The 22,306-nt window shown below is 61.0% G+C and carries 22 protein-coding genes; all 22 read right to left on the reverse strand.

Translation table 11 applies throughout. The annotated features are described in order from the left end of the window. Nucleotides 1–34 precede the first annotated feature (34 nt). Nucleotides 35–460, reverse strand: a complete 426-nt coding sequence (locus NKH33_RS09545; protein WP_352919092.1) for a hypothetical protein — start codon at nucleotides 458–460, stop codon at nucleotides 35–37. Beyond that, nucleotides 460–1,836 (reverse strand): phage tail fiber domain-containing protein, encoded by a 1,377-nt coding sequence (locus NKH33_RS09550; protein ID WP_352919094.1) that lies wholly within the window; start codon nucleotides 1,834–1,836, stop codon nucleotides 460–462. Before NKH33_RS09550 ends, NKH33_RS09545 begins: the two co-directional genes overlap by 1 nt. 70 nt (nucleotides 1,837–1,906) lie before the next feature. Beyond that, nucleotides 1,907–5,572: a phage tail tip lysozyme gene (locus NKH33_RS09555; protein WP_352919096.1), complete on the reverse strand. Its 3,666-nt coding sequence runs from the start codon at nucleotides 5,570–5,572 to the stop codon at nucleotides 1,907–1,909. A 53-nt stretch (nucleotides 5,573–5,625) separates the two neighbouring features. After that, entirely contained in the window at nucleotides 5,626–7,659 is a 2,034-nt protein-coding gene (locus NKH33_RS09560) for a hypothetical protein (RefSeq protein ID WP_352919098.1), read from the reverse strand. 129 nt (nucleotides 7,660–7,788) lie between these two features. After that, nucleotides 7,789–8,304: a virion core protein, T7 gp14 family gene (locus tag NKH33_RS09565; RefSeq protein WP_352919100.1), complete on the reverse strand. Its 516-nt coding sequence runs from the start codon at nucleotides 8,302–8,304 to the stop codon at nucleotides 7,789–7,791. 5 nt (nucleotides 8,305–8,309) lie between these two features. Beyond that, nucleotides 8,310–8,768, reverse strand: a complete 459-nt coding sequence (locus NKH33_RS09570) for a phage protein Gp13 family protein (protein ID WP_352919102.1) — start codon at nucleotides 8,766–8,768, stop codon at nucleotides 8,310–8,312. Further along, nucleotides 8,768–11,251: a phage nozzle protein gene (locus tag NKH33_RS09575; protein WP_352919104.1), complete on the reverse strand. Its 2,484-nt coding sequence runs from the start codon at nucleotides 11,249–11,251 to the stop codon at nucleotides 8,768–8,770. Before NKH33_RS09575 ends, NKH33_RS09570 begins: the two co-directional genes overlap by 1 nt. Continuing rightward, complete coding sequence (locus tag NKH33_RS09580; RefSeq protein ID WP_352919106.1) at nucleotides 11,251–11,835, reverse strand: phage tail tubular protein A; 585 nt, start codon at nucleotides 11,833–11,835, stop codon at nucleotides 11,251–11,253. The genes NKH33_RS09575 and NKH33_RS09580 overlap by 1 nt, the downstream gene beginning before the upstream one ends. Nucleotides 11,836–12,145: 310 nt before the next feature. Further along, entirely contained in the window at nucleotides 12,146–13,078 is a 933-nt protein-coding gene (locus tag NKH33_RS09585; protein ID WP_352919108.1) for a major capsid protein, read from the reverse strand. Between the two features lie 240 nt (nucleotides 13,079–13,318). Continuing rightward, entirely contained in the window at nucleotides 13,319–13,804 is a 486-nt protein-coding gene (locus tag NKH33_RS09590; RefSeq protein ID WP_352919110.1) for a hypothetical protein, read from the reverse strand. Next, the gene (locus NKH33_RS09595) at nucleotides 13,804–14,049 is read right to left on the reverse strand and encodes a CUB domain-containing protein (protein WP_352919112.1); all 246 of its coding nucleotides are present in this window, start codon (nucleotides 14,047–14,049) and stop codon (nucleotides 13,804–13,806) included. The genes NKH33_RS09590 and NKH33_RS09595 overlap by 1 nt, the downstream gene beginning before the upstream one ends. Next, nucleotides 14,012–14,338 carry a hypothetical protein gene (locus tag NKH33_RS09600; RefSeq protein ID WP_352704370.1) on the reverse strand — a complete coding sequence of 109 codons (327 nt, stop codon included), beginning with the start codon at nucleotides 14,336–14,338 and terminating at the stop codon, nucleotides 14,012–14,014. Before NKH33_RS09600 ends, NKH33_RS09595 begins: the two co-directional genes overlap by 38 nt. A gap of 204 nt (nucleotides 14,339–14,542) precedes the next feature. Next, the gene (locus NKH33_RS09605) at nucleotides 14,543–14,926 is read right to left on the reverse strand and encodes a M15 family metallopeptidase (protein WP_352919114.1); all 384 of its coding nucleotides are present in this window, start codon (nucleotides 14,924–14,926) and stop codon (nucleotides 14,543–14,545) included. Between the two features lie 82 nt (nucleotides 14,927–15,008). Continuing rightward, nucleotides 15,009–15,854: a capsid assembly protein gene (locus NKH33_RS09610; protein ID WP_352919116.1), complete on the reverse strand. Its 846-nt coding sequence runs from the start codon at nucleotides 15,852–15,854 to the stop codon at nucleotides 15,009–15,011. Between the two features lie 8 nt (nucleotides 15,855–15,862). Further along, a complete protein-coding gene (locus tag NKH33_RS09615; protein ID WP_352782115.1) occupies nucleotides 15,863–15,997 on the reverse strand; it encodes a hypothetical protein in 135 nt (44 codons plus the stop codon). Then, entirely contained in the window at nucleotides 15,990–17,564 is a 1,575-nt protein-coding gene (locus NKH33_RS09620; protein WP_352919118.1) for a portal protein, read from the reverse strand. Before NKH33_RS09620 ends, NKH33_RS09615 begins: the two co-directional genes overlap by 8 nt. A gap of 416 nt (nucleotides 17,565–17,980) precedes the next feature. Continuing rightward, the gene (locus NKH33_RS09625; RefSeq protein WP_352919120.1) at nucleotides 17,981–18,502 is read right to left on the reverse strand and encodes a deoxynucleotide monophosphate kinase family protein; all 522 of its coding nucleotides are present in this window, start codon (nucleotides 18,500–18,502) and stop codon (nucleotides 17,981–17,983) included. 53 nt (nucleotides 18,503–18,555) lie between these two features. Next, on the reverse strand, nucleotides 18,556–19,365 hold the full coding sequence (locus NKH33_RS09630; protein WP_352919122.1) for a hypothetical protein: 810 nt from the start codon (nucleotides 19,363–19,365) through the stop codon (nucleotides 18,556–18,558). Further along, on the reverse strand, nucleotides 19,362–19,547 hold the full coding sequence (locus NKH33_RS09635; protein WP_352919124.1) for a hypothetical protein: 186 nt from the start codon (nucleotides 19,545–19,547) through the stop codon (nucleotides 19,362–19,364). Before NKH33_RS09635 ends, NKH33_RS09630 begins: the two co-directional genes overlap by 4 nt. A 60-nt stretch (nucleotides 19,548–19,607) precedes the next feature. After that, entirely contained in the window at nucleotides 19,608–20,015 is a 408-nt protein-coding gene (locus NKH33_RS09640; RefSeq protein WP_352919126.1) for a GIY-YIG nuclease family protein, read from the reverse strand. Further along, entirely contained in the window at nucleotides 19,942–21,960 is a 2,019-nt protein-coding gene (locus NKH33_RS09645) for a DNA polymerase (protein ID WP_352919128.1), read from the reverse strand. The genes NKH33_RS09640 and NKH33_RS09645 overlap by 74 nt, the downstream gene beginning before the upstream one ends. Beyond that, nucleotides 21,957–22,181 carry a hypothetical protein gene (locus tag NKH33_RS09650; RefSeq protein WP_352919130.1) on the reverse strand — a complete coding sequence of 75 codons (225 nt, stop codon included), beginning with the start codon at nucleotides 22,179–22,181 and terminating at the stop codon, nucleotides 21,957–21,959. The genes NKH33_RS09645 and NKH33_RS09650 overlap by 4 nt, the downstream gene beginning before the upstream one ends. Between the last annotated feature and the right edge of the window lie 125 nt (nucleotides 22,182–22,306).

Here is a 22,306-nt window from a genome sequence, read left to right on the forward strand (position 1 = left end):
GTAGTAGTTCCTGTGATGAGAGAGAGGGCAGCCATCAGATGGCCTTAGCGAACACCCAGAGGTCGTCGATCTGCTCGGGGGTGATCGAGAAGACGGCTCCCATGGTGTTGATGAGTGGGTGCTTGCGAGAGAATGTGGTTGCCCACTTCCACTCGATCTTGCCCTCGGGGTCGTTGACGAGGACAGCTTCGATGGCATCCTCGGTGATCCCGATGGACTGGAGGGTCAGCCTAAGCTGCCTTGGGGTGATCGAGGGCAGCACCGCGCGGCGCTCCTCAATCGTCGGCTCAGGGAGCGAAGCATACGGAGCTGCGATTGCCCTGGTGGAGGCGTAGAGCTGCCTTCCAAGAGCCTCAGCGTCCCTCGGGGATGCAGTGAAGGGCACCCACCCGTGGACTGGGTGATTGACCTCCACGTCGATGGAGCCTGCTGCGTTGAACTTCGGGTAGCGGTATTCCATTAGGCGATCCTCACGAATTGAGTGAACCGGGCGAAGTTGGTGCCAGTGCTGTAGGAAGACCGACCCAGTGCGCGCCATGTGCCAGACAGAGCGGACCCACCCTTCGTCACGGTACGGTCGCCCGAAGGAGCGTTATCATCCGCCATGGCGGTGAAAGAACTCAGTTGCAGACCAGCAGGCTGGATGGAGGAGCCGGCGTAGGTCCCACCTTCAGTAATTCCGGTGTTGTAGATGTAGCCAAACACGGACGAGCCAACAGCGCCGTATGCAATGCCAGCGATGGCTGAGCCGACTGCGGCTGAGGTTATTGTAGCGTCTGTGCCAGCTGTGCCTTGTGGACCCTGCGGGCCAGCAGCACCCTGCGGGCCAGTCGGACCAACGGGACCCTGCACACCTTGGATACCTTGGTCGCCCTTGGATGACACGAGGTTCCAGTAGGTCGCATTAGTCGGGAGGTTACCAGTCGAGGCCAGGATGTTGATGTAGGCCGCGCCGTTGTAGGCGACGACATCCTTCGGGGTGTAGGCCGTCGGGCCTGCGTAAGCGCCACGCCAGATCATCCCTGGGGTGCCAGCCGCTCCGGTTGCACCAGCCGCGCCCTGCGCACCAACTGGGCCTTGAATGCCTTGGATGCCCTGAGCGCCGGCACCAAAGGCGATCCCTGCTGACCAATCTCCTGAGATTGCGCTGAGCTTCCAGTAGAGAGTGCCGGTTTGGATATCGAGGTAGGAGAAGCCAAGAGCCTGAGCGTTGAACGCAGATCGGCCTGCGGTCAGACCTTTGCCGTCCGGGGAGTAGTTGTCGCCGGCTGGACCTTGTGGACCTTGAAGGCCCTGCGTACCCTGAGGACCCACTGGTCCCGTGGCACCTACATCGCCCTTGTCACCGGTCTCACCCTTGGGCATGTCCGCTGGGGAGTAGGCGCGGAACTGGCCGTCTGCGTCGAAGCCGAGTGCGTTGTTCCTGCGGCTTTCGATGGATGGGAACTCCAGCGCCACGCGGCCTGCGTCACTGTCTGGAGGCACGAGAGCGCTGGACTTCACTAGGAGAGCTGCGTCGGCCGCTTCCTGCGCCACATACATGGCTTGGAGGGACTGACGATTGAGGTCCACCGAGCGGAGAGATGTGCCGTCGCCAATGGTGACCAGGGGGCTGTCGCCGGGTGTCTCGCGGGCGATCTTGATCTTACCAGCGAGCGTCGGAAGGGTGGTGTTGGTACGGATGGAGAAAGGCCCAACCCACGCGAAGTCGCCATAGCCGACACCATCAACATAGACTTTGACGTGGTCTCTGGAGAGGTACGGGAAGCTGAAGGTGAAGTCCCTCGTGACGCCATCGGCATCATAGAAAACGAAGGACTTAATTGGTGAGGTCATTGTGATCCTTGAATAGAAAATGGCCCCCAGGGGTTAGCCTGAGGGCCTGCTTAGGTGACCGTTGGTGGAGCTATTTGCTGTCGCGTGGAGCGAACCGTGGGAGGTTCCCAACCATGGCGCTGACGGCAGTGGTGACGGGCAGCGAGTTGCCGAATGGAAGGACCCGAGCGAGCGCCCGAGCTTCCTCCTGAGACCATGCGCGATCCTCGGCCAAACCGGCGATGCCACGGAAGGCCTGCGCTATGTCGTCCAAGCCACCCGTCGTAGGGTTGCCGAACATCATGTTGCTTGCCTGACCGGTGGTGCGGGTGTGGCTGAACAGCGCGTTCTGCCCGGTGAAGTAGGCTCCGGTGTCGATGAGCATAGGAATGATTGACGACGCGCCGGCCCTTGCGAACGCGGCCTCGCCGATCTTGTCCCAGCCCAGCCTCTCTTCAAGGTAGGCATCCCTGTCCGAACGCCCGATTGAGGCGATCTTGGATTGGATGACGTAGGAGAGGCCGGCGAAGCCCATGGACGCGGCCAGTGCCTTGGCGGCAACCGGATCACGCATGTGCATCGACTTGAGGGTGTTCTTCTCGTAGGCACCAACCACAAACGAGCGGAACTGCATGAGCAGCTTGGCGGCTGGATGAGACATCCACATAGCCATGTTGCCGATGTCGTTCTTCTGGATCACCGTCGTGCCCAGGCGATAGGCTGCCTGACGGAAGGCTTCGGCTGCCTCTTTGTCCTTCCACTTAGCGAAGTGTGCGCGGGCGACCTTCTTCTTGGTGAGCAGGCCAGTCGTGTACTCGAAGTTGCCTGGTTCCTTGAACGCCGCGAGGACGCGCTTGGTCATGGCCGGATCGAGACCGAGGTCGGCGAACCGAGCCCCGCTGAACAGCTTGCCACCGTGCGCCATGTCGGCGAAGCGCTGGACGATGGAGGCCGCCGCCCACCTGTTGAGGGCGATGTTGGCAGTGGTCAGGCCTGAGGTCTCCGAAGTGAACCTTCCGGCCACGTTCAGGGCATGCTCAGCCTTGTCTCTCCAGTTGCCTGAGGGTGCATCGTGGATGCCAGTCAGGTCGTCGAAGCGGTACTCTGCGGACGCCGTCAGGCGCTCGCCACCAAACCCTGACCAGACTTCGATGTCGTCGGCCAAGCCAGACCTGAGAATGCTCTCACCGTCCATGTTAGCTACGCGCCTGAAGGCTGGCATCTGGGAGAAGGAAGCCTTCACGCCGAGGTGAGCTATCGGCATCCCGACCTCCGAGACCTGAGCGAAGCCAACTTGGTTCATGATGCGCGCGAAGTTGAACTTGCGGATCAGTCGGCCCCAGTGCCCAAAGGCCGTGTTCTCGGCGTCGTTGACCGGACGGCCCATGATCGAGCTATAGGCGAAGTTGAGGCGCTTGATGTCGGCCTTACCCTCGGCCTCGGTGATCTGCCCAGCCTTGATGAGGTCGGCGTTCTTCTGGATCGTCTTGTCGATGAGCTGACGCCACTCACCATCGCTGGTGATGCCGTTGACCAGCAGCTCGCCGGACACAGGGTCCTTGAAGCGGTATCGGGACAGCGCCACGCGACCCGAGGTGGGACGGATGTAGCGGTTGAAGTTGCCGATTGCGTCCTGCGATAGGAGGTCCATGACGCTCAGGCCCTTCTCGTCGACAGTGCCCAGCTTGGTCATCGGCGCGTTGGCACCTTCCAGCTTGTAGGTCTCGTCGAGGAGCATGCGGCGCTTCAAAGGTGCATCGCGGCCGGCATCGCTCTTGGGCGTCTTGAAGGACTTGAGCAGTGCGTCGGCGTCTTCACGGGCGAGACCGCCATGGTTCATGAGGGTCTGGACCAGCTCTTCCATGTCTTCGAGACCGACATTGCCGTGGGCCATTGCTTCGAGACCGTGGGCGCGGCCGATGATGGCCTTGGTGAAGCCAGCCGCGAGGCGGGTCGCTAGGCCCGGTTCAATGTCAGCCTGGGCCGACTTGATGGAACCCTCAATTAGCCGCTCGATGGTCCCGTCAGCGTAGTCGCTGTGGGCCAGGATGAGGCGCTGATCGTCCCAGTATCGGGGACCAGACCAGTTGGCGTCAGCCTTGATGTCGAGAGCGCCGGCCACGGGACGACCGACCATTCCCTCGCGTTCGAAGGGGTTCTTCATGAGCCCGAGGGTCTCGTGATACAGCTCCTGCATCCGCTTGGCTGTGATGACCACAGACTTGGGATAGCGGGTTGCTCGGTCGGTGCCCTTGTCGAACAGGTACTTGTTGATCTCGACACCAAAGTCATGCTCAGCGCGGCCAGACAGCCGTGCCTTGGCGCCAATGCCCTTCTCCTTGATCCAAGCCTTGAGCTGGGGGTGAGCCACGCGGCCCAGGTTGGTCGAGAAGTAGGTGACCAGACGGTCCTTGTCCTCGGACGCGGCGATGGCGTTGACCATGCCACCCTTCTTGCCCACGCCGTCCTGAACGAGACCAGCTAGGCCACGCGTGACGACATTCTTGGAGGTGTTTAGGTATGCCGAAAGGGACACTCGGGCTTTCCCGAAGGCGGTCTGCTGCATGTCCTTGATGTCGAGGAACTCGAACGCTCCATCCTTGAGGAAGGTGTCGTTGAGTGGGTTCTTGGCTGCACCGACGGAGCCGGCGTTGATTGCCGAGCCTGACACGCTGTCCTCGTAGGAGGCGACCTGACGCTGCGCGGCGCGCTGGATCATGGCACCTTCAGCGATAGTGTCAGCGTTGCGCATAAGACCACCGGCCAGACCGCCGACGCCAATGCCCATGACTGCGCCATAGAAGACGTCAGCCTTGTGGTGGTTCGGGTTGAACTCTTCCTTGACGCCTTCCGACGCCACGGCACCCAAGCCACCGCCAACGGCACCCGCCAGGACACGTCCAATGCGGTAGCCACGTTTGGCCAGAACCAGCTCGGGAAGGACTGAACCAACCACGATGTCCGTGCCTAGGGCGATGGGATCGAGCATCTGAGCGGTGATCTGCAGGGCAGCCCCGGTCATGCCTGCTTGGCTCAGCCGGACGAGCCTGTCGTTGTTGACCGAGGCTGCGTTGAGGTTCTCCTGATAGTGGGCCTCAGAGTGGCTTGTGCTGATGTAGTCCTGATTGGTCTCGTCGACCGGGAGGCCACGAGCTTCGAAGTCAGCCTTAATACGGTCAGGTGTCAGTACGAAGCCTGGGTCTTCCTTGGTGTCCGTACGGCCGGCGAAGGGGTTGGTGACGTTGGTCGCGACGGCGTCCTTGGTGGTCTGCCATAGCGAGGGAGCGACCGGGTCGGGCAACTGGACCTGCTTAGCGGGACCCTCGGGAATCTCCATGGCTGCCGAGCTGAGATCAGGAGCGGAGCCGCTGTTGTACTTGGCCGCACGTGCAGCACCAAGGTCAGCCCGAGGGCGCTCCCAGTGGTTCACGAAGGCGACCGCAGCGGTCTTAGCCGAGGGTGCCGCCATGACTTTCGCCCATGCTGCTGCCTCGGGGCCTTCGTTCTCCTTCATGAAGAAGTCGAGCTGCGTGTTTCCGTCGTCGACAGACTTGCCCTGAGAGGCAGCGAAGCTCTCTAGGTTGGCCATCCTCTGACCATTCCACTGGGCGAGCCCGATAGCGTTGCCGTTGTCGCCAACTATGCCCGTATCAAAGCCGCTCTCGTCGCGGAAGTTCATCGCAACGCCCTGGGCGACGTGGGTAGGTACGCCGCGCTTGATAAGGCCAGCGACGACTTGAGCTTCTGTCAGCCTCATGGGGCTCCTTTGGTGAATTGGGACCCCCAGGGGTTAGCCTGAGGGTCTGGGGTTTATCGATTGGAGAGCGGGGAAGAGATGCGTCTGCCGGTCGACTTCCAGACTGGAGCTGATGCCCCATCAGGGAAGTCGAACTTCATGATCTCGCCGGTCTTGCCGTTCAGCCACCCGGTCTCGCCGGATACTGCTGGCAGTCGGGTGTAGCCCTTGGAGGCTGCACCACTCTCCACGGCGCTGTCTCGCAGCACCTTGGTCTTACGCTCGTTCTCCTTGATCGCGCCGCGCTGGCGGACCTGACCCGTGGTGACGAACGACATGTCGCCCTGGTCGTCGAGGACCGGGCTGAGAGTGTCCTTCTCGACGACGATGAAGCGGCCCCCTGAAGGTCCACTCGTGCCGCCGCCTGCGGGAAGAACTGCAAGGTCGCTCTGGGAGAGGCCGTTGCGCTGCATCACGAGGGGACGGTTCTTGGCGTAGTCGCCGAGCTGCTCGTCCAAGACCTCAGAGAAGTTGTCAGGAACGTGCATGCCCTGCAGATCGAGCAGGACACCGTTGTACGTTGTAGAGGTCGCCTTGACCGCCTCAGAGGCCATGGTGATCGCCTTGTCCATTGGGACGCCATTGGCGTTCATGATGCCCAGAGCGAGCTGTGTGACCCGCTGCTCGGCCACCGCGGAATTGGCGGGCTTGGTGTCGTTTGTGCCCCAGAACCAACCCGGCTTGGAGCCCAGGCTGTTGACCGCCGAGCGGACCTGTTCGTGCTGCTTAGGCGATATGCCTGGCAGTCCCTCAGAGCTGATCTTGGTGGCCCTTGTGGCGAAGTTGATGGCTTCCGAGCTGTCCATGCCGAGGTACTGCTGACCGGCCAGATAGGTCTCGGCGAAGTCGCGGTCCTTCTCGTCCTTAGCGTGGGACAGGAGGGACTGGGTGCTTTCGTTGCGGAGCCACTTGTAGGCTTCGAGCTTGCTGACCAGCTTCTTCTCAGCCTCGGGGTCCTGGCTGATGCCGGCGTTCGCCATCTGGAAGATGCCAGAGACTTGCTTCTCCAGCTCGGGGTCGTTCTTGTTGCCCATTCGGAAGATGCGAAGCTCACGAGACATCCGTTCAGTCCCGGTCTCCCGGTTCTTCTCGGCGATCTGGGCGCTGGTCTTCATGTAGCGGTAGATGACATCGTCGCGCTGGCTGTCAGCCGTGATGACCTTCTCCTCGCCAGTGATCGGTGAGGTATAGCGCCGCTCCTCAATGCCATCGAGATTTCCAGTGGCCATGAGTTCAGCGTTCTGGGCTGCCACTCCGTCGAGGAATACTCCCTCTGCCTTCTTGCCAATCGCCTTGCGGGCAACTTCCTGGATTTGCAGGATGCGGTCGCGCTGGACTGGATCTTGGGCGAGCGAGGTAGTTGCGCCGCCACGGCCCTTACGGGTCGCAGAGATGAGCGCTAGGGCCACCTCAGGCTGCGTCTCGGCCCGACGTGCGGCTGCGTTCAGGCGTTCCTGATCGAGCTTGTCGAAGTCGACACCAAGGACACCATCCTTGCCGAGCGAGGCATAGCTGCCCATGACATCCTTGGCGATGTCGTCAGGGTCTCGGCCGTTCTGGATGCCAGCGTTGATGACGGTGTCGAACCCTGCGAAGGCTGCACCGAGCTGGTCCTTGTTGAAGGCGTCGACCTTCCGGCCCTCGACCACGCCCTGAGCCTGCTGACGTCCCTGGTCCATCTGACGGAGGTACTGTGCGACGAAGTTGGGATCGTTGCCGTACTTCTCCATGTCGGCCTTGATGGCCTCGGCGTACAGCTGGTCGGGATCGCCAGTCCAGTCGTGGGTCGTGTTGAGGGTGTTCTGCAGCTCAGCCGCGCGGCTCTGGCCATAGGATGAGCCCCACAGGGAACCCATGCCCTTCTGGACGAAGTCGTTGGCGTAGGCCGGCATCTGGCCACCCTCAACAGCCCTGCGCTGCTCGTCGATGGTCATGCCCGAGAACTTCTTCTGGGCTGCCATCAGCTCCAGCTCATTGGACTTTGACTTGTCCTGAGTGACCGCAGCGTAGCGGCCGAGGGAGCCCGAGAAGGAACCCAGCGCGTCCACTAGGCGGGCTAGGTTCTGATCCTCCGGTGGGCGAGGTGGGGCGACGTATGTGTCGGTTATATTCTGGGCAGGCTGGAGCCGGATGTCAGACCGCAGCTCGTCAACTTGTACGCGGCCTTGAGCCATTGGTTATCCTTTGGATTTGAATTGGGTCCAGGCGTCTACGCCCGAGCCGAGGATGCGGATTGCCGCGTCGGCGAATGACGGCCTCTGGCCCTGGTCGACGGAGTTGATGCGCCCCTCGGCTGTCGCCCTGGTGCTGTCCATCTGGTCCCTTAGGGCACTGGCGTTCATCTGAGCGTTGTTGGCTAGGGTTCGCTCGTATCGACCCTGCTGGCCGTAGTAGTCAGCGATCAGGCCGTCGACGGAGAGACCCATAACGCCGGCTTCACCGGCCGCGACGGAGGCAGTTGCCCGACCCTTCACCGCTTCGATGTTTAGGTTCTGAAGCTCCTGGCCCGAGGCAGCATCATCTTGGAGCTGGCGGTTCTGGATCGAGGCGAAGCTATTCGCGGCTGCCTTGTTCGCGGCATCGCGGTTGTTGTGGTACATTTCCTGCTGAGCTTCGTACTGCTGCTGCTGGCCGGCGTATCCGAGGATCGATCCGAACGCAGAGACAGCCACGCTCAGGATAGCTGGGCACATGGGCTTTATCTCAGTCTTGCAAATTCGTGGAAGGGACGCTTCTCCACGCCGTACTCAGGATGGGTCCTCAGGAAGGAGAACCCCATTCGTTTGAGCCAGCGGATGTGCGTGGTGTTTCGCGCGTCTATGTGGTTGCCAAGCAGCGGCCGGACATGGTGAAGCCTATCGAGCCACTCAGGGGCCAGCTTCAGGAGGTCTCGGCGGTGCTTGAAGATGTCGGGGCTCGTGACCATCCAGACGATGCCTAGATGGTCCATGCCCTTGACTGGGTCGATCCCGAAGAGGCCAAAGACCTCACGGTGCTGGTCGACCCCAGCCCATACGCAGTCGCCCTGAACGAGGAGCGGCAGAACGATCCTAGGCTCCATGCCCAGGGCTGCCTTGCATTCGTCTCTGTCTGCTGACCGCAAACGCGGGGCCAAGGATATAGCGTCGGACACCTTGGCCCTGCGTATTGTGATCATCAAATCCTCTTCGATTTCGGGACGTAGTTGGCCACCCACTCAGCGGAGAGGAGGGAGCAGGGGAGGTAGCTGTCGTTGACGACGCTGATCTTCACCCGGTCGTTCTTGCTCAAGATCGGGACGCGGATGTTCCCGTCGCTGAGGTGGACCCGGTCGACACGGTTCTCAGGGTCACCCATAAGGCGACCGTTGGTGACATAGGTGCGGACATCCCCAGACATGGTTGTCACCTCGACCTTGAAGTAGGCGGTCTTGGAGAACAGGATCAGGAGCTGGAGGAGCTGTAGCCGTCCCTCGGTGATGACGCTCGTTCCGCCCTGCGCACTCTGCTGACGAAGGTAGATCGTCGAGAGGTCGTAGCGCATGGAGTAGAGGACGCCGAAGTACAGCGGTATGCCCCTCAGATCGCCGCTTAGAGTGACCGAGGTTGGTGAGGTGGCGAGGATGGCAATCTGCAGGCCGGGGTTCATGACCGAGGTCGAGGAGCCGGCAGTCACGCAGATGTAGTCGTTGGCCACGTCGAAGGGCACGAACACTGTCGTCGTGTTGGCGTACGCATCGAAGGAGTCATAGAGCCGGTCTGCTTCCACCTTGAAGCGTCGGTCGAGGTGACAGACGAAGGTGGCGAAATCGTCCACCCCACCGGGCTGAACATCCATCACCTCAAGGAACGCCTCTTCGCCCCGAAGGAGGACGAGGATGAGCTGGGAGCCGATGAAGCCCATGTCGAGGACCTTGTCCACGCCAGGGAACGTCCACTGAGACCACGAAGCCTGGAGCTTCTTGTTCTCGTTCCAATAGTATTTGTAGACGTACAGAGTATCCAGCTGCCCATCGCACTGAGCCACAAGTATATCCTCGTGGGTCGAGGCTATGAGCTTGGTCACCGCACCTGGGAGGTATTGGGGCACATGGCCCGTGACGTCCTCTGCGGTGGCTGCTCCGGTGTTCTGATCGACGTTGAACTCGCGGACCATAGAGAACTGTCCACGGTCGACAGGGAAGAACACCACATCGCCGGCTTGCACCGGTCGGGCTGTGGAGGATGCCGAGTAAGAGGTGACCGGACGGATCGATGCTGTCTTCGGGGTCAGCAGCTCATTGCCCTTGAGGGTGAACTGCATCTGGTCGGCGAACATGACGAGCATGTCGGCGTAGCTCAGTGCCGAGCGCAGGATCGACACACCGCTCTCGACCGCAGCGACGTCAATCGGATCGTCGTCGAGCAGAGCCGTGGCCGTGGCGCGCCAGTAGTTGTAGTAGCTGCCGTGGCGGGACAGAATGACGTTCTCTTCCGACAGGAAACCAAGGCGGTTCTTGAAGAAGAAGACATCGTTGATCGTCTTGCCGACGAAGGATGGGGACGGGCAGGTGTTCTCGTCGCCGGCCTTGCGCTGATCCCACACCGCCTTGCGGAAGGTGAAGGTGCCATCTTCCTCACGCACGAGGACGTGGGGCATGGTTGACGCGTCAAAGGCAATCGACATGCCCGGCTTGGCAATCTCGCGCCAGACGCCGGGGGTGCTTACAGGGTCACTCGGAGACTGCTTGCCGAACCTGACGAAGTAGTCGTCGTACTGGGTGCCCACGGAGCCTGTGACGTTGATCGCCATACCGCTCTCGCAGAAGGCCGGCAGATCGGTGAAGTCCTGCACGGTGTTCTGGACAGCCTTCATGGCGAAGCCGTTGTAGCCGTCCTCGATCCCGATGGAGAACGCGGTGCCATCGTCCTTCTTGATGTAGAGGGTGCCTCGGGTGACCTTCACGGTCCAGCCGGCGGCGGCGTTGATGCCGTTCGCAGCGAGGTTGGTGTCAGTTTCCTTCCAGCCCCAGCCGCCATTCTCTTGGTCGGCGTCTGTCTTCTCCATCGCCACGGTTTCGCCGGTAGCGAGCCTGCGGGCTATGAAGGCGGTGTCGACAGCGGGGGACTGGTGGGAGTTCGTGCCGTCAGGGGTGCGATACCAAGCGACCACAGCACCATTGATCATGATCTTGTAGTTCTTGCCGTAGTTGCCGGCCATGACGTGTACCAGGGCCTCGCTGGGCGAGACTGGCTCGATGATGGCTGCGTCCTTGGAGGTTACCTTGGTGCTGTTCGTGATGAACGTAAAGTCGCCGTTCGTGACCGTCCTGTAGGGCGGCTTGAGGGGACCTGGGGCGTAGCTGAGATAGCCGATGCCGTCAGGCTTGTTGACGATACGCTCAGCGCCATCAGACAGCCCGAAGACGCGGATGCCGGCCGAAGACATGATGACCTCGTAGCGCTCGGAGGCGTCACGGTTGATCATGTGTGTGTGGGTGGGGCCGTCGAAGCCGCCACCCAGAGAGGCACGTCGCTGCGTCGGCGGGCGCTTCTTCAGGCCGTCCACAACGGTCGAGTAGGCGTTGAGCTGGAAATCGCCCTGTGAGGCGAGGCGAAGGGCAACAGCTTGCTGGCTGACCCCATTCGCGAAGTTGGGGATAGTCCCGGAAATCTTACCCATTAGACGCGACTTTGAAGGTCCCGAGCGAACTGGCTGTTGAGCATGTTCGGGCCGGTCGAGCGCAGCTCCTCATCCATCATCGTGGACTTGGCTTCGGACTCGTCGGCAGCGGAATAGGAGTGAGAGGCGGTGTCGCCGAAGTAGCGGTCTTGGTACTTCCGAGCAGCCCGAATGGTGATGTAGAGGCGGGCCGTCGAGGGCAGCTCTTCGAACGCCAGGGCAACCACGAGGGTCACCGTGGGGGCAGCCGTCCAGAAATAGGTCTTGTCGGTCTCGTTATAGAGCCTAAGGCCACGCTGGACTGCGTTGATGCTGGCCGTTTCGCCGACTGTATCGACCCCGAGGGTGTTCCTAGGAAGGACGACGGTGCCGTCTTGGTCGGGGGCGATGACGAGGTTGTTCTCGGTGTTGAAGTTCCACCCGCGCGTCTGGACCTCGACTGAGGTAGCTCGGAGGGTGTTCATGGCGAGCGAGGCGTCGATCACGGTGTTCTCATCCAGCGTGGACACGGGGCTTTCGCTGCCGGTCGCCAGGATTTCGTTGATCGCCTCAAGCTCTGTGAATGGTGTTAGGCCACTGGCCATCAGGTCTCCAGAGTGTGGGGTGGGGGGCTAAACGAAAAAAACCGGAGCCCCGTTAGGGACCCCGGCTGGGTAGTGTTGTGCGAGGTTAGGGGCTACATTCATGGTTCTCGCAAGGAGGACCTATGCCGAATTATCAGACCCAAGAGGCCGAAAGATTGGCCAAGCAAGCCGATAAACTGAACGAGCAAGCGTCCAAAGCGTCCGAACCCGAAAGGTCGGAACTTAGGGCACAGGCGAATGCCAAGCTGCGCGAGGCCGATGCAGCGGAGGACAGGGCTTCGCGTATGCCAACCCGACCTTCAAACGACGATTAGGCCGTCTTCAGTTCGAGACCGCACTCAGGACGCAGGCCGCCGTGGCCGACTGCATACTTCGCGACGATCAGGGTGCCCTGACGCGAGACCATGTATTCGCTCTCGATTGCGACATCGAGCAGCTTCACGGTGCCCATCAGGCCCTTGTGCATGATCAGGCCAGCGGTGTTCGTGAACACGCCCTGGTACTTGGTCGGGCCATCCACGACGGACGTGCCGTTCGGGAGGTTGATCGACTTGATCAGCGGGATGTCGGCGATCTTGACGACCTTGCCGTCCGCATACGAACCACGGCCATCCCAATCCTTGTTGATCACCTTGGTGTTCTGGGACAGGGCGTAGTACTGGACCGGCTTCAGGAAACCGTAGCGGTCGCCTGCGGGGATGTACTTGCCGTCGAGGATCGCAGCCGCGTCGAAGAATGCAGCGGCCATGACGTTGCTGTCCGTGAGGAGAGCTGCGTTGGTGATCGAGCCACCACCCGGAAGACCGTCGAGAACGGCAGCGCCGCGCGAGGTCAGGATAGCGGTACGAGCGACGTTGCGGTCATATGCCTGGGCCAGCTCTTCGCCGAGCTGCTTGGTCATTTCCGAACGCGTGTCGAAGTGGTTCATCGCCTCGTAGATGTTGGCGGTGAAGTAGTCGGTCAGGAGCAGATCGTCGATGGTGATGACCCGCTCGTTGAACTTGGCGACCGTGCCGAGGACTTCCGTGCCCGGGGTGTGATAGCGAGCGCCGCTCGTGCGACCCGTGACCGGGAACGAAGCGGACTTGCCGTTGGAGATGTTGCGGACCATGTGCTTGTCCGCGAACTCGACCGTCTGAGTGAAGGCGGTGAGGATTTCCCCGGTTGCGACCTTGACGAAGTTTGCGTCAAGAGCGCCAGCGCCATTGGCCTGACCGAGGTTAGAGACTACGCCGTTTGCCATAGTATAGGTATTTCCCGTGTTTGTTCTGAGGTTTGTGTGGGCCTCGGAGCAGCACTGGATGACTGTTGGGGATTATCCTGCTTCAATGACCTCAGTCACTGTTGGAGGGTCGCCAAGTAATCGTCTGGTGAGACTTCCTTGGTTCCTTGTTGTCACCGGCTAAAGAGCGGTGTGACATTCACAGAACTTGGAACGGGAGAGAGGTGTCCGAAGAATGCTACAAACTTCGGACACTTTAGGTTATCGGGCGGTGATGCGGAGACCAGAGCGGGCGTTGCCGCCGATGCTCTTCTTCTTGGCTGCCTCGATCCGGTCGAGCTGGGCGTTGATGCCAGCATTGCGGTCGGTGCCGAGGGCTGAACGGACGGCCTTGATTAGGCCCGTCGACTTGGTGGTGCCCGTCGGGACGATGCCAAGGGACTTCTTAGCCGGAGCACTAGGGGCTGCCGCTGGGGCTGCCGGGGCTGCGACCTTTGAGGTTCCCCGATACTGCGGGGACGGTGATGCGGCTGCCGCTGCGGGGGCAGCAGTCTTGGCGGCGGCGAGAGGCCGGGGCCTCTTCACAGCGGCAGCAGCAGGGGCAGCCTGGGCCGGCTTAGGCGTCGGCCTCGGGGCGGTCTTGGGGGTCGATGCGGCCAGCTTAGTGGTGTAGCGCTTGCCTTCCCATGTGAAGACCTTCTTGCCTGACTTGCGAGCGGCAGCGAAGGCGGATTTGAATGCGGACATTACGTTCCTGATCGGGTTGCGAGGTTGTCGTAGAAGGCGATGAGGCGCTTGCCACAGTCGGTCTTCTCGGTCTCTGAGGCCTTGAAGGCCCCGATCAGAAGCATGACGCGCTTCTTCGGCATGGGACCAACCGCAGGCGGGGCGACAATGGTGTTGAAGCAGATGCGGAGATCGGCCGGGAGTTCCGGGTAGTTGGGGGCGGCGAACCTACCAGAGGTCGCGCAGCCGCTCAGTGTCAGTGCCATCAAGGCACACAGCACCAGTGACTTCGAGCGTTTCCACATAGTCGTTGAGGTTGCCTATCTTGAGCTTGAGGACGTTCTGCCGTTTGGCAGCTTCGGTGGCGAGGATGGTGTCGTTCTGTCGGGCCACTTTCTCGGTGGCCAATGTCGACTTCGTCAGCTCCAATGTCTCGGTGAGCTGAGCGAGTTCCTGCTTGTGGTTGGCGTCGATGCGGCCTTTGCCGTAGATCACGCCGATGAGGATCAGGAGGGCTGCCAGACCGGCAAGCCAGCCGTAGACCTTAGGTATCATGAGGCTCCTCTGAGGTGTCGAGCATGGCCTGCCTGAGGTCCATGTGTCCGACACCAACGTAGGCTCCGTAGACTGCCGGAATCATCACTGTGATCCCCACAGCAGCCGTCTCAAGGCCCCTCCAGATGCAACTGAAGAGGGCGATGAAGGACAGAGCCAGGGTGACGGCAAGCCAGAACTTAGAGGTCCTGCGCTTGCTGCGGTTTACGGATACTTTGCCCATGGCAACTGCCAGTGCGGGCCGTCCTTGAATGTCTTCCAGTCACCACCCCATTCGACCGGTATTTTGACGTCGAGCGCGGCCTGTTTGAAGACCTTGGCCAACGGGAAATAGAACTTCCAGTCGTAGGTCGGCTTGCCGTTCGCGATGGGTAGGATGTCAACCGCATGGCCGTCGAGGTGACGGGAGCGCATGGTGGTCGAGACGCCCTTGGCGACGTTCTTGGCTTGCTGTTCTTTGGAGCGGAGACCCTCGCCGACCACGAAGTCGACCGGGGTGATTTCGATGGCGCGCATGACAACCTTCACTAGGTCGGGATGAACGCCCTTGAGGTGCGCGAGAGACAGCGCACTTAGCTTGAAGGTCATGATGTCCTTGAATTTGATGAGGGTGTGGGAACCCGTTTAGTCCCACAATCACCCAGGGCGTGGCCCCTGGAACCCCGATAGATCAGATCTTGTTGGAACGACCGAGCTTGGCCGAGATGGCGGCACGGTAGGCCGGATCAGCCTTGTACTTGGGGTCAGCCATTGCGGCAGTGACCTGAGCCCAGCTATCGAACGTGTCGACTGGATTGCCTGATGGCTTTCCGCCTAGCAGGACAGGGTCCTTGCCGTTAGCGGCTTCGTACTTGGCTTTGAGCTGTTCCATGGCGATGACGCCAGCGTTGACGTCGGCATGCTGGAACTTCTCGTTGAAGGCATCGATCTCAGCGGGCGAAACTCCGGTGGTTGCCCACGCGAAGATACGGTCCATACCGTCCTTGCCACCGGCAGCTTCGGTGATGCGCTGAGTGGCGATCTGACCAAGAGCTTCCTGGCCGGCGATGTAGCCGTCAACGGTTGCCTTGTCGAAGCCCTTGGCGGCGAGCGTCTCGTAGCTGGCTTCCGACAGAGCGCCGGCTTCAGCGTACTCAGCATCGAACGTGGCAAGGCTGAACGGTTCTGCGTCTTCGGCTTCCTCGGTCTCCTGCAGGGCAGGGTCGAGGTCATCGAGATCGGCATCGTCGTCGACCTTGGGAGCGCCAACCTTCTTCTCCAGCTCGGCATAGGATGCGAGCAGAGCTTCATGGTTCACGAGACCCTTGGCGGCATCCCAGAACTTCTCAGGGACACCCTCAGGGCGCTCTACAGGAGGAGGCGCGTTCTTGGCAGCTTCAACAGCCGCCTTCTTGGCCTCGATCTGGGCGCGAGCTTCTTCCTCGGTCGTCGGTGCAGTGGAGGCCGCGAGGGCCAGGGCCGCTGCGTCTTCTTCTGCCGTCGATTCAGGCGCCTGGACGATTACGGACTGGATCACACCTGACATTAGTGAGCGGTGTAGACCGAGCCGCTATCGAGCAGCGTCTGCTTGTCGGAGAGCTTCGGGGCTTTCGCCACCTTGGCCTTGGGTTCGGCTTTCGCCTCAGCGACCACTTCGGCCACTACTGTTTCATCAGCCATTGGGTTCTCCTTCAGTGGCGTTTTGGTTCATTTGCTCTTTCGCCATGCCGCCCATCTGGGTGATGGCCTGGGGTCCGAGGTTCTGTGCGAGGGCCATCATCTGGGCCTGTTGGTCAGCCTCGGCGATCTCTTCGTCGGACTTGATCAAGCCGCCCATGTCGATGCCAATCGCGGCACCACGGCGCTTGAAGTATTCCCCGACGTTGAGGTAGCGACCGACCTGTTCGGGACCAACGACTTGGTTGGAGCCGGCGATCAGCGTGTCGAGCTTCTGGAGGTCAGACCCACGGCCGAGGGCGTCAATGCCAGTCACGATGGTCGTGCTGGTGATTTCCTTGGGGAGCGGCGGGACCTTGCGGACGAACTCCATGCGAGCGGAGTAGAGGACCGCGACGGGCTGCTGGTACTCTTCGGCGAGCAGCGAATAGACGCCACCCAGTCCTTGGTCCAGTTCACCGGCAACGAACTTGATCTCTTCGGCCGTGACCCGTTCACCTTCGCGCTGACTGTGCAGGAGGAAGGCGAGCTGGAGGCGTTCGGTGATCGAGCCAATCATGCGCTCGGCAACGGCAAAGTCGGACTGCTTGTCCAGCCGAAGCGGGACTACAGCGTTGGCCTCAGCCTGCACGAAGCCACCATTAGCGGCATCTGCGAGTTGCTTAGGCTTGACCGTGGAGTTGGGAGCAACCAGCCAGATGACCTTGGCCCCTTGAATGGTGCCGTCACGCAGAGCTGCGGTGAGAGCGTCAAGGTTGGCGAGGTCGCCGATGTATTCGTCGATGAAGCCCCGGCCGTAATCTTCGCCTTCGATGTAGGTGAAGCGCAGGGGTATCCAGGGCAGCTTGTCCTTGGGGTAGAAGCCAGAGGCCTCACCTTCGATCAGGACGCCCTCGATCTGCTGGGTGACATTGTACTTCTGCCCAGTCTCGTCGAGGGTGATGTGCGTGTAGATGTCGACCTTGGCGTCCCTCTTGGCCTCAGCGGCGGGGACGGCATTGATCTTGGCCATGATGTCGGCCGGGAGCGCAGTGCGGGCGATGGTCTCAAGGAGAACGATGTCGAGGATGGTGCCTGAGGCGTCACGCTGCACCACATAGGATGACAGTCGGTGGGCTCTTGGCTTCCCCTTCTTGGGAATGTGCAGGAGGCAGTTGCCGGCCAGCAGGAGCTGACGGAATACCTCGAACGACACCGGGCGGAACATCGAGCCGTTCATCTCGGACAGGACTGCCCGTTCACGAGCGCTCAGCGCCTTCTCGATCTCGCCTCGCTTGTTATCGGCCTTGGCCAGATTGGCGAGTGCCAGGTCGTCGATCTCGTATTTGAAGAATGGGGCGTTGACCGGGAACAGGGCGACCTGGAGCTTTGAAGCCAGATGCCTAAGTCCACGAGCGCCAAGACTTTGGTTGGGCTCTACGAATGTGGTCGAACCCGTGGTGCCGACCTTAGGGAACAGGTAGGGGACGGTGAGTTCGGCAGCCCTGACAGCCCGCTTGATATACGGGTCTCGTTCAGTGGCCAGTGTTTCGTATAGAGCCTTCGCGGAAACGACTTCCGTATCGGGCAAAGATTACCTCGGGATGTTGACGCCAGTGGCACCAGCAGCCAGGGGGATCGTAAGGGAGGAGCGGCCTGTCCGTGCGCGAGCTGCCTTGCCTGCGTCGTTGTTAGCCGAGCGGGCGGTCTCGTTCAGGACTGGAGCCTTGGGTACGGCGAGCAGCGGCGGGGGCGGCTGAACCACATCCGGCTTCTCGATCTTAGGTTTGCTTAAGCACATTGGGGATTGCTTCGTCTTCCTGATTTTGGAGTGAGCCTTGAAGGAATTGAATGACCCTCTGCTCTCCGATCAAAGCCCCAAGCTCACGGTCGGAAATCTCTAGGTTCGTCGGGAGGGTGTTGGGAAAGATACGCTTCAGCGCATCGATAACATCCCGAGAGACTACCGGAGGTGGAATGAACCCCTCCGTAGTGCCACTGTTCACCCTATTCACTTTCGAGGTCCCCAAAGGTGACGACGTGGATCGGCTCGATGATTTCCAACATCTTGTCCTGCAGGTCAGCGATGCTTCCATCGTTGGTCACGACATGGTTGACCCAGTCGCTGCTGATGCCGGACTCCGAGGCGTGGCTGGAGGTGCCCCTTCTGTAGACCTTGGGGTGCAGCCTGACGACTTCACCACCGGCAGACATGACCGCCTCGGCCTCATTCTCGAACCGGCAATCATCGGTGACCACCGGCCCCTCGACGCTGTCGACCTTCCGCTCCCAGCTCCTGATCCAGAAGTCGTCGCCCATCAGCCCACGGCCCCATTCGGAACCCAGGGTCTGCATTGCGTGGCGCGGCGTGGCACCGTTTAGGTACAGGTCAGGGACTTCCTTGAGGTCACCCTCGATCCGGCGCTCGATCTGCTCGGGATCATCCAGGCCAACGCTCACGTAGAATGCTCGGAGCATTGCCTTGAGCGGGCCTGAGAACTTCACTGTCTGGTAGCCGTGGGCGTCCACGAGATACCGGCCAGCTTCCGACTTGCCGGACCCCGCAGGACCCGACAAGGCTATCACTTTGGATGCCAGAGGATCGGTTCCTTCTTGACATGGTCGTAGTCATCGTTGCGGAGGATGCGGGCGAGGCGGGCTTGCAGCAGGGCGTCATCGAAGGTCTGGCCGGCTTTGACGAACTGGCTCACCACGGCTTCCCATTGGGTCGCCATCTCGACGGTGCGCCACTTCAGCTCGGTTTCGCCTTTGCGTTTCCCTGAGGTGAACTCATGGGTGTATTGCTCCCACCCAAGGTTCTCGTTCAGGGCAGCCAGGGCGGTCACCGGGCCGAGTCCAGGGCAGCCGGGATAGCCGTCCGTGGTGTCGCCGGTCAGGGTCTGGAAGAGCCAATTCTTGTCTGCCTCGGCTTCGCTGATCTTGGTGATCTCGCCGTTCTGGTAGAGCAGGCCTGGGATGGTCTTCATGTCCTTGTCGGCCGAGCAGATGATCTTCTCGCCCTTGATCAGCCGAGGGTTGGTGGCCAGGATGCCCATGACATCGTCGGCCTCGATCCCGGGCTTGAACTTCGCGCCCTTCTCTTCGATCAGCCAGCGCTTGACTTCGTTGGTTCCGACCGGCTTGCGTGACCGGCCGTGCTTGTATGCAGGGTAGATGTCGTGACGGAAGACCGAGCCCTTCGACAGGGTGATGACCGACGCATCGGCCTTCAGGTCTTTCTCCATGCGGGCGACAGTCGCCATGATGGTTGCTTTGACTTCACCCACGTCACAGGTGAGCGTCCAGACGTCGTCGCCCCAGTCGGTCTCGGTCTCCAGGGCAGCTCCGGTTGACACGACGAGGATGTCCCCGTCGATCAGAAGTGTTCTCAAATGGTCTCCTCGGTGAGCTTGAGTGGCACGATGGTGAAGTCCACGGGATGAATGACATCCCAGTGGGCGTTCTTCTTGGCGTGTCTGCGCCGTGTCTGGATCGACATCTTCACGCCGCGCTCCGAGAGGTAGAGGCAGGCTTCATGTGGATCGTCGGTCTCACGCCGGTACTTGTCGGCCATGAGACGGCCAGTGGCTTTGTTGCGGAGGGCGTACAGCATCAGTCGACGATGCCGTACTTGTCAGCCAGGAGCTTGCTCATGGCCTTCCGGTCGATCTCCCGAAGACTGCCTGCGATGGAGCCTCCGTAACATGCCGGCCGCATCGTCAGGATGTAGCTCGAACCATTCGGTGCCGGGGATGCGATAGCCATCCAGCAGCTCGTGAAGAATTGCCTCAGCTTGCTTGCGATCATTAAATATCCTCGTTTCGTGGAAGCGATACGCCCGGTCTGGGTCGTTCGTGTTCATCTGCTGAAGGCGGTTCTTTAGGTCCTTCGCGAGGCCGACCTTGCACCGCCCCGGCCACGCTGCATTGACTGCGACGTAGACGTGACCGGGCGTGTTCTGGCTGGCTTTAGTGTGTCTCCGCCCAGTTCTGGCCGTACGAAGAGTTGCCGGCGAGGTGGCAGCGGAACTTGTAATATTCACCAGCGAGGCGGATTGCTTCTGCAGCAGTCTTCCCCACCAGCTCGGCCTTATCTTCATCGACCTCGATCTGCCATTCATCATGGACATTTGCGACGAACTCGTAGTGAACGCCGGGGACAAGCCCGAGGGCCTGTAGGTTGTTGTCAAGGATCACCAAGGCCCGCTTCATCTGGATCGCGCCGGCAGACTGCAGGAGCGTGTTGAGGCAGGAGTGAGGTGACCGTACGGAGAGGATGCGACCGTCGAGACCCTTGAGCTGCTTGGTGGCGAGGCACTTAGCCTTGACCGCTGAGATCAGCTTGTTGAGCGCCGGCAGCGCCGCGAGGAACTTGGCCCGCGAGAGCTTACCGACCGACATCTGCTTGGACGGAGCGGCGCCCAGGATGGCACCCAGGTTGGCGTCACCGGAACCGTAGATGAAGGCATAGAACCAAGTCTTGGCTTGCTCACGCGTACACCCAAGCGCCGCAGCGTTGAGGGTGTGCATGTCTGTGCCGTTGGCCTTGTTGCCTTCGAGGACGGTCTTTATGTACGCGCCACCATCGTAGGCAGCCATGTATCCGGCGAGGTCTCGCAGCTCCAATGCATCGGCGTCACAGCCGACCAGCACCTTGCCCTTGGACACGGTGAACAGCTCGCGACATCCCCGACCGTAGGGCATCAACTCGCCGGTCTTCTTGTCGTGGATGCCTGGGACCTGACCGATGTTCGGCTTGCTGTGGGTCATGCGGCCGGTGACCGCGCCATTGGTGCTGATGCGCCCATGGATGCGACCGTTGCGGACGTGACGGAGCCAGCCTTCCTTGCCGTCCGAGAGCTGGCCAATTCGCTTCTGAACCATCAGGTAGCGGGTGAGCAGCTTCGCCTCGGGCCAGGGCAGGGCCTGCAGGGTCTCGTCGTCAACCTTGGGGCTGCCGTCCTTGGTGAACTCCGAGGGCTTCCACCCGTAGAGCAGCTTCAGGCGGTCAGCGATGTCGTCTCTCGAGCCGGGGTTGAACGGCATGAGCTTGACGTCGGTGTAGAGGTCGCCTGCTCCCCACTGGCATTGGACGTAGATCGGCTTCTTCTCGCCGGTCTTCTTGACGATCTTGAAGTCGCCCTTCTTGTCCCGCTCGTAGCCGAGGATTGGGTGCTGCTTCTGGACCATCGTGCGGTCGAAGGTCGAGGAGCGCTGGCCCTTGTTGCGATACCAAGGCTTGAAGACCAGAGCTAACTCACGCTCAAGATCGGCCTTAGCCTGGGCCAGGATGCCGTAGAGGACAGCGGCCTTGGCCTCGTCGAACGCGAAGCCGTACTTCTCCTGCCGGCTGACGATCCTGCGAACGTCATGCTCAAGGTTCCAGCTCTCTTCCGAGAAGCCTTTGCCCAGGCAGCGAGCCCAAAATTCCGCGGTGACCTCGACGTCTTGGACGCAGTAGTCCTGCATCCCTTGGGACCAGTTGCCCCACACGAACGCTGTGAGGGCATCACCCTTGAGACCTTGGGCGACACCAGCCGCCTTCATGATCGTGCCGTAGTCGCCCTTCCACTTGCCTAGGCGTTGTCCCCAGGCTTCGAGGGAGTGGCGGCCGAACATGAAGGGCTCGATCCACTTGAGGCCCTTGCGCTTCTGCATGTCGGAACGCCGGAAGTCGGCATCTGTCAGGTCGGCCCAGATGAGGCGCGACAGGATCAGGGTGTCCCGAACGGTGCCCTTGGGGAGGAACCAAGGGTGCAGCTTCTGGATTGCCGGAACGTCGAACTCTTGGATGTTGTGGCCGACGATGGTCTCGGCTTCCATGAGCAGCTTGAGGCCGTACTCGATGCTGTATTTCGAGCCGGGCTGGTCGTGGCAGGACCACAACATTCCCGTCTCGTACTCTTTGATGACCAGTGAGTGGATCACTGTCATCTCTGGGATCAGTCCGTTCGTCTCGATATCGAAGACGAGGGTCCGAAGCCTCATGCGGTCAGCTTATCCACGGCGATGCCGAGGGCTTTGTCGAGCTGCTTGTTCTCGTCCTGAAGGACCCTGATCTGGTCCCTGAGGTTATCGGCGTTCATGGCGCTGGAGGCGAAGTGATCGCGGCTGCGCTCCAGGTCCTTGTAGCGATTGTAGAGCTGGCGCTTCTCTTCCTTCTCAGCGAGCAGGAGGGTCGTCAGGTTCTGGATGGATAGGTTGGACATCGTGGCATACCTCTTGAATTGCGCTCACGATCTCCCTCCACTTGTCGGCGAACAGGTGGACCGTGGCAGTTCTGAACTTGAGGGTGAGTTGGTTCCCCCGGCGCGAGATCGTCACGTCCGAGGGA

Source organism: Mesorhizobium sp. M1182, from assembly GCF_040318335.1.
Classification (GTDB): domain Bacteria; phylum Pseudomonadota; class Alphaproteobacteria; order Rhizobiales; family Rhizobiaceae; genus Mesorhizobium.

Excerpts from the sequence above, each read along its gene's own strand:
- NKH33_RS09575 (WP_352919104.1), bottom strand. The coding sequence starts at position 11,251 with ATGGGTAAGATTTCCGGGACTATCCCCAACTTCGCGAATGGGGTCAGC.
- NKH33_RS09600 (WP_352704370.1), bottom strand. The coding sequence starts at position 14,338 with ATGATACCTAAGGTCTACGGCTGGCTTGCCGGTCTGGCAGCCCTCCTG.
- NKH33_RS09590 (WP_352919110.1), bottom strand. The coding sequence starts at position 13,804 with ATGTCCGCATTCAAATCCGCCTTCGCTGCCGCTCGCAAGTCAGGCAAG.
- NKH33_RS09570 (WP_352919102.1), bottom strand. The coding sequence starts at position 8,768 with ATGATCACAATACGCAGGGCCAAGGTGTCCGACGCTATATCCTTGGCC.
- NKH33_RS09585 (WP_352919108.1), bottom strand. The coding sequence starts at position 13,078 with ATGGCAAACGGCGTAGTCTCTAACCTCGGTCAGGCCAATGGCGCTGGC.
- NKH33_RS09555 (WP_352919096.1), bottom strand. The coding sequence starts at position 5,572 with ATGAGGCTGACAGAAGCTCAAGTCGTCGCTGGCCTTATCAAGCGCGGC.
- NKH33_RS09595 (WP_352919112.1), bottom strand. The coding sequence starts at position 14,049 with ATGGCACTGACACTGAGCGGCTGCGCGACCTCTGGTAGGTTCGCCGCC.
- NKH33_RS09615 (WP_352782115.1), bottom strand. The coding sequence starts at position 15,997 with ATGGCTGATGAAACAGTAGTGGCCGAAGTGGTCGCTGAGGCGAAAGCC.
- NKH33_RS09545 (WP_352919092.1), bottom strand. The coding sequence starts at position 460 with ATGGAATACCGCTACCCGAAGTTCAACGCAGCAGGCTCCATCGACGTG.
- NKH33_RS09650 (WP_352919130.1), bottom strand. The coding sequence starts at position 22,181 with ATGTCCAACCTATCCATCCAGAACCTGACGACCCTCCTGCTCGCTGAG.
- NKH33_RS09550 (WP_352919094.1), bottom strand. The coding sequence starts at position 1,836 with ATGACCTCACCAATTAAGTCCTTCGTTTTCTATGATGCCGATGGCGTC.
- NKH33_RS09565 (WP_352919100.1), bottom strand. The coding sequence starts at position 8,304 with ATGTGCCCAGCTATCCTGAGCGTGGCTGTCTCTGCGTTCGGATCGATC.
- NKH33_RS09580 (WP_352919106.1), bottom strand. The coding sequence starts at position 11,835 with ATGGCCAGTGGCCTAACACCATTCACAGAGCTTGAGGCGATCAACGAA.
- NKH33_RS09635 (WP_352919124.1), bottom strand. The coding sequence starts at position 19,547 with ATGGCCGACAAGTACCGGCGTGAGACCGACGATCCACATGAAGCCTGC.
- NKH33_RS09605 (WP_352919114.1), bottom strand. The coding sequence starts at position 14,926 with ATGACCTTCAAGCTAAGTGCGCTGTCTCTCGCGCACCTCAAGGGCGTT.
- NKH33_RS09645 (WP_352919128.1), bottom strand. The coding sequence starts at position 21,960 with ATGAGGCTTCGGACCCTCGTCTTCGATATCGAGACGAACGGACTGATC.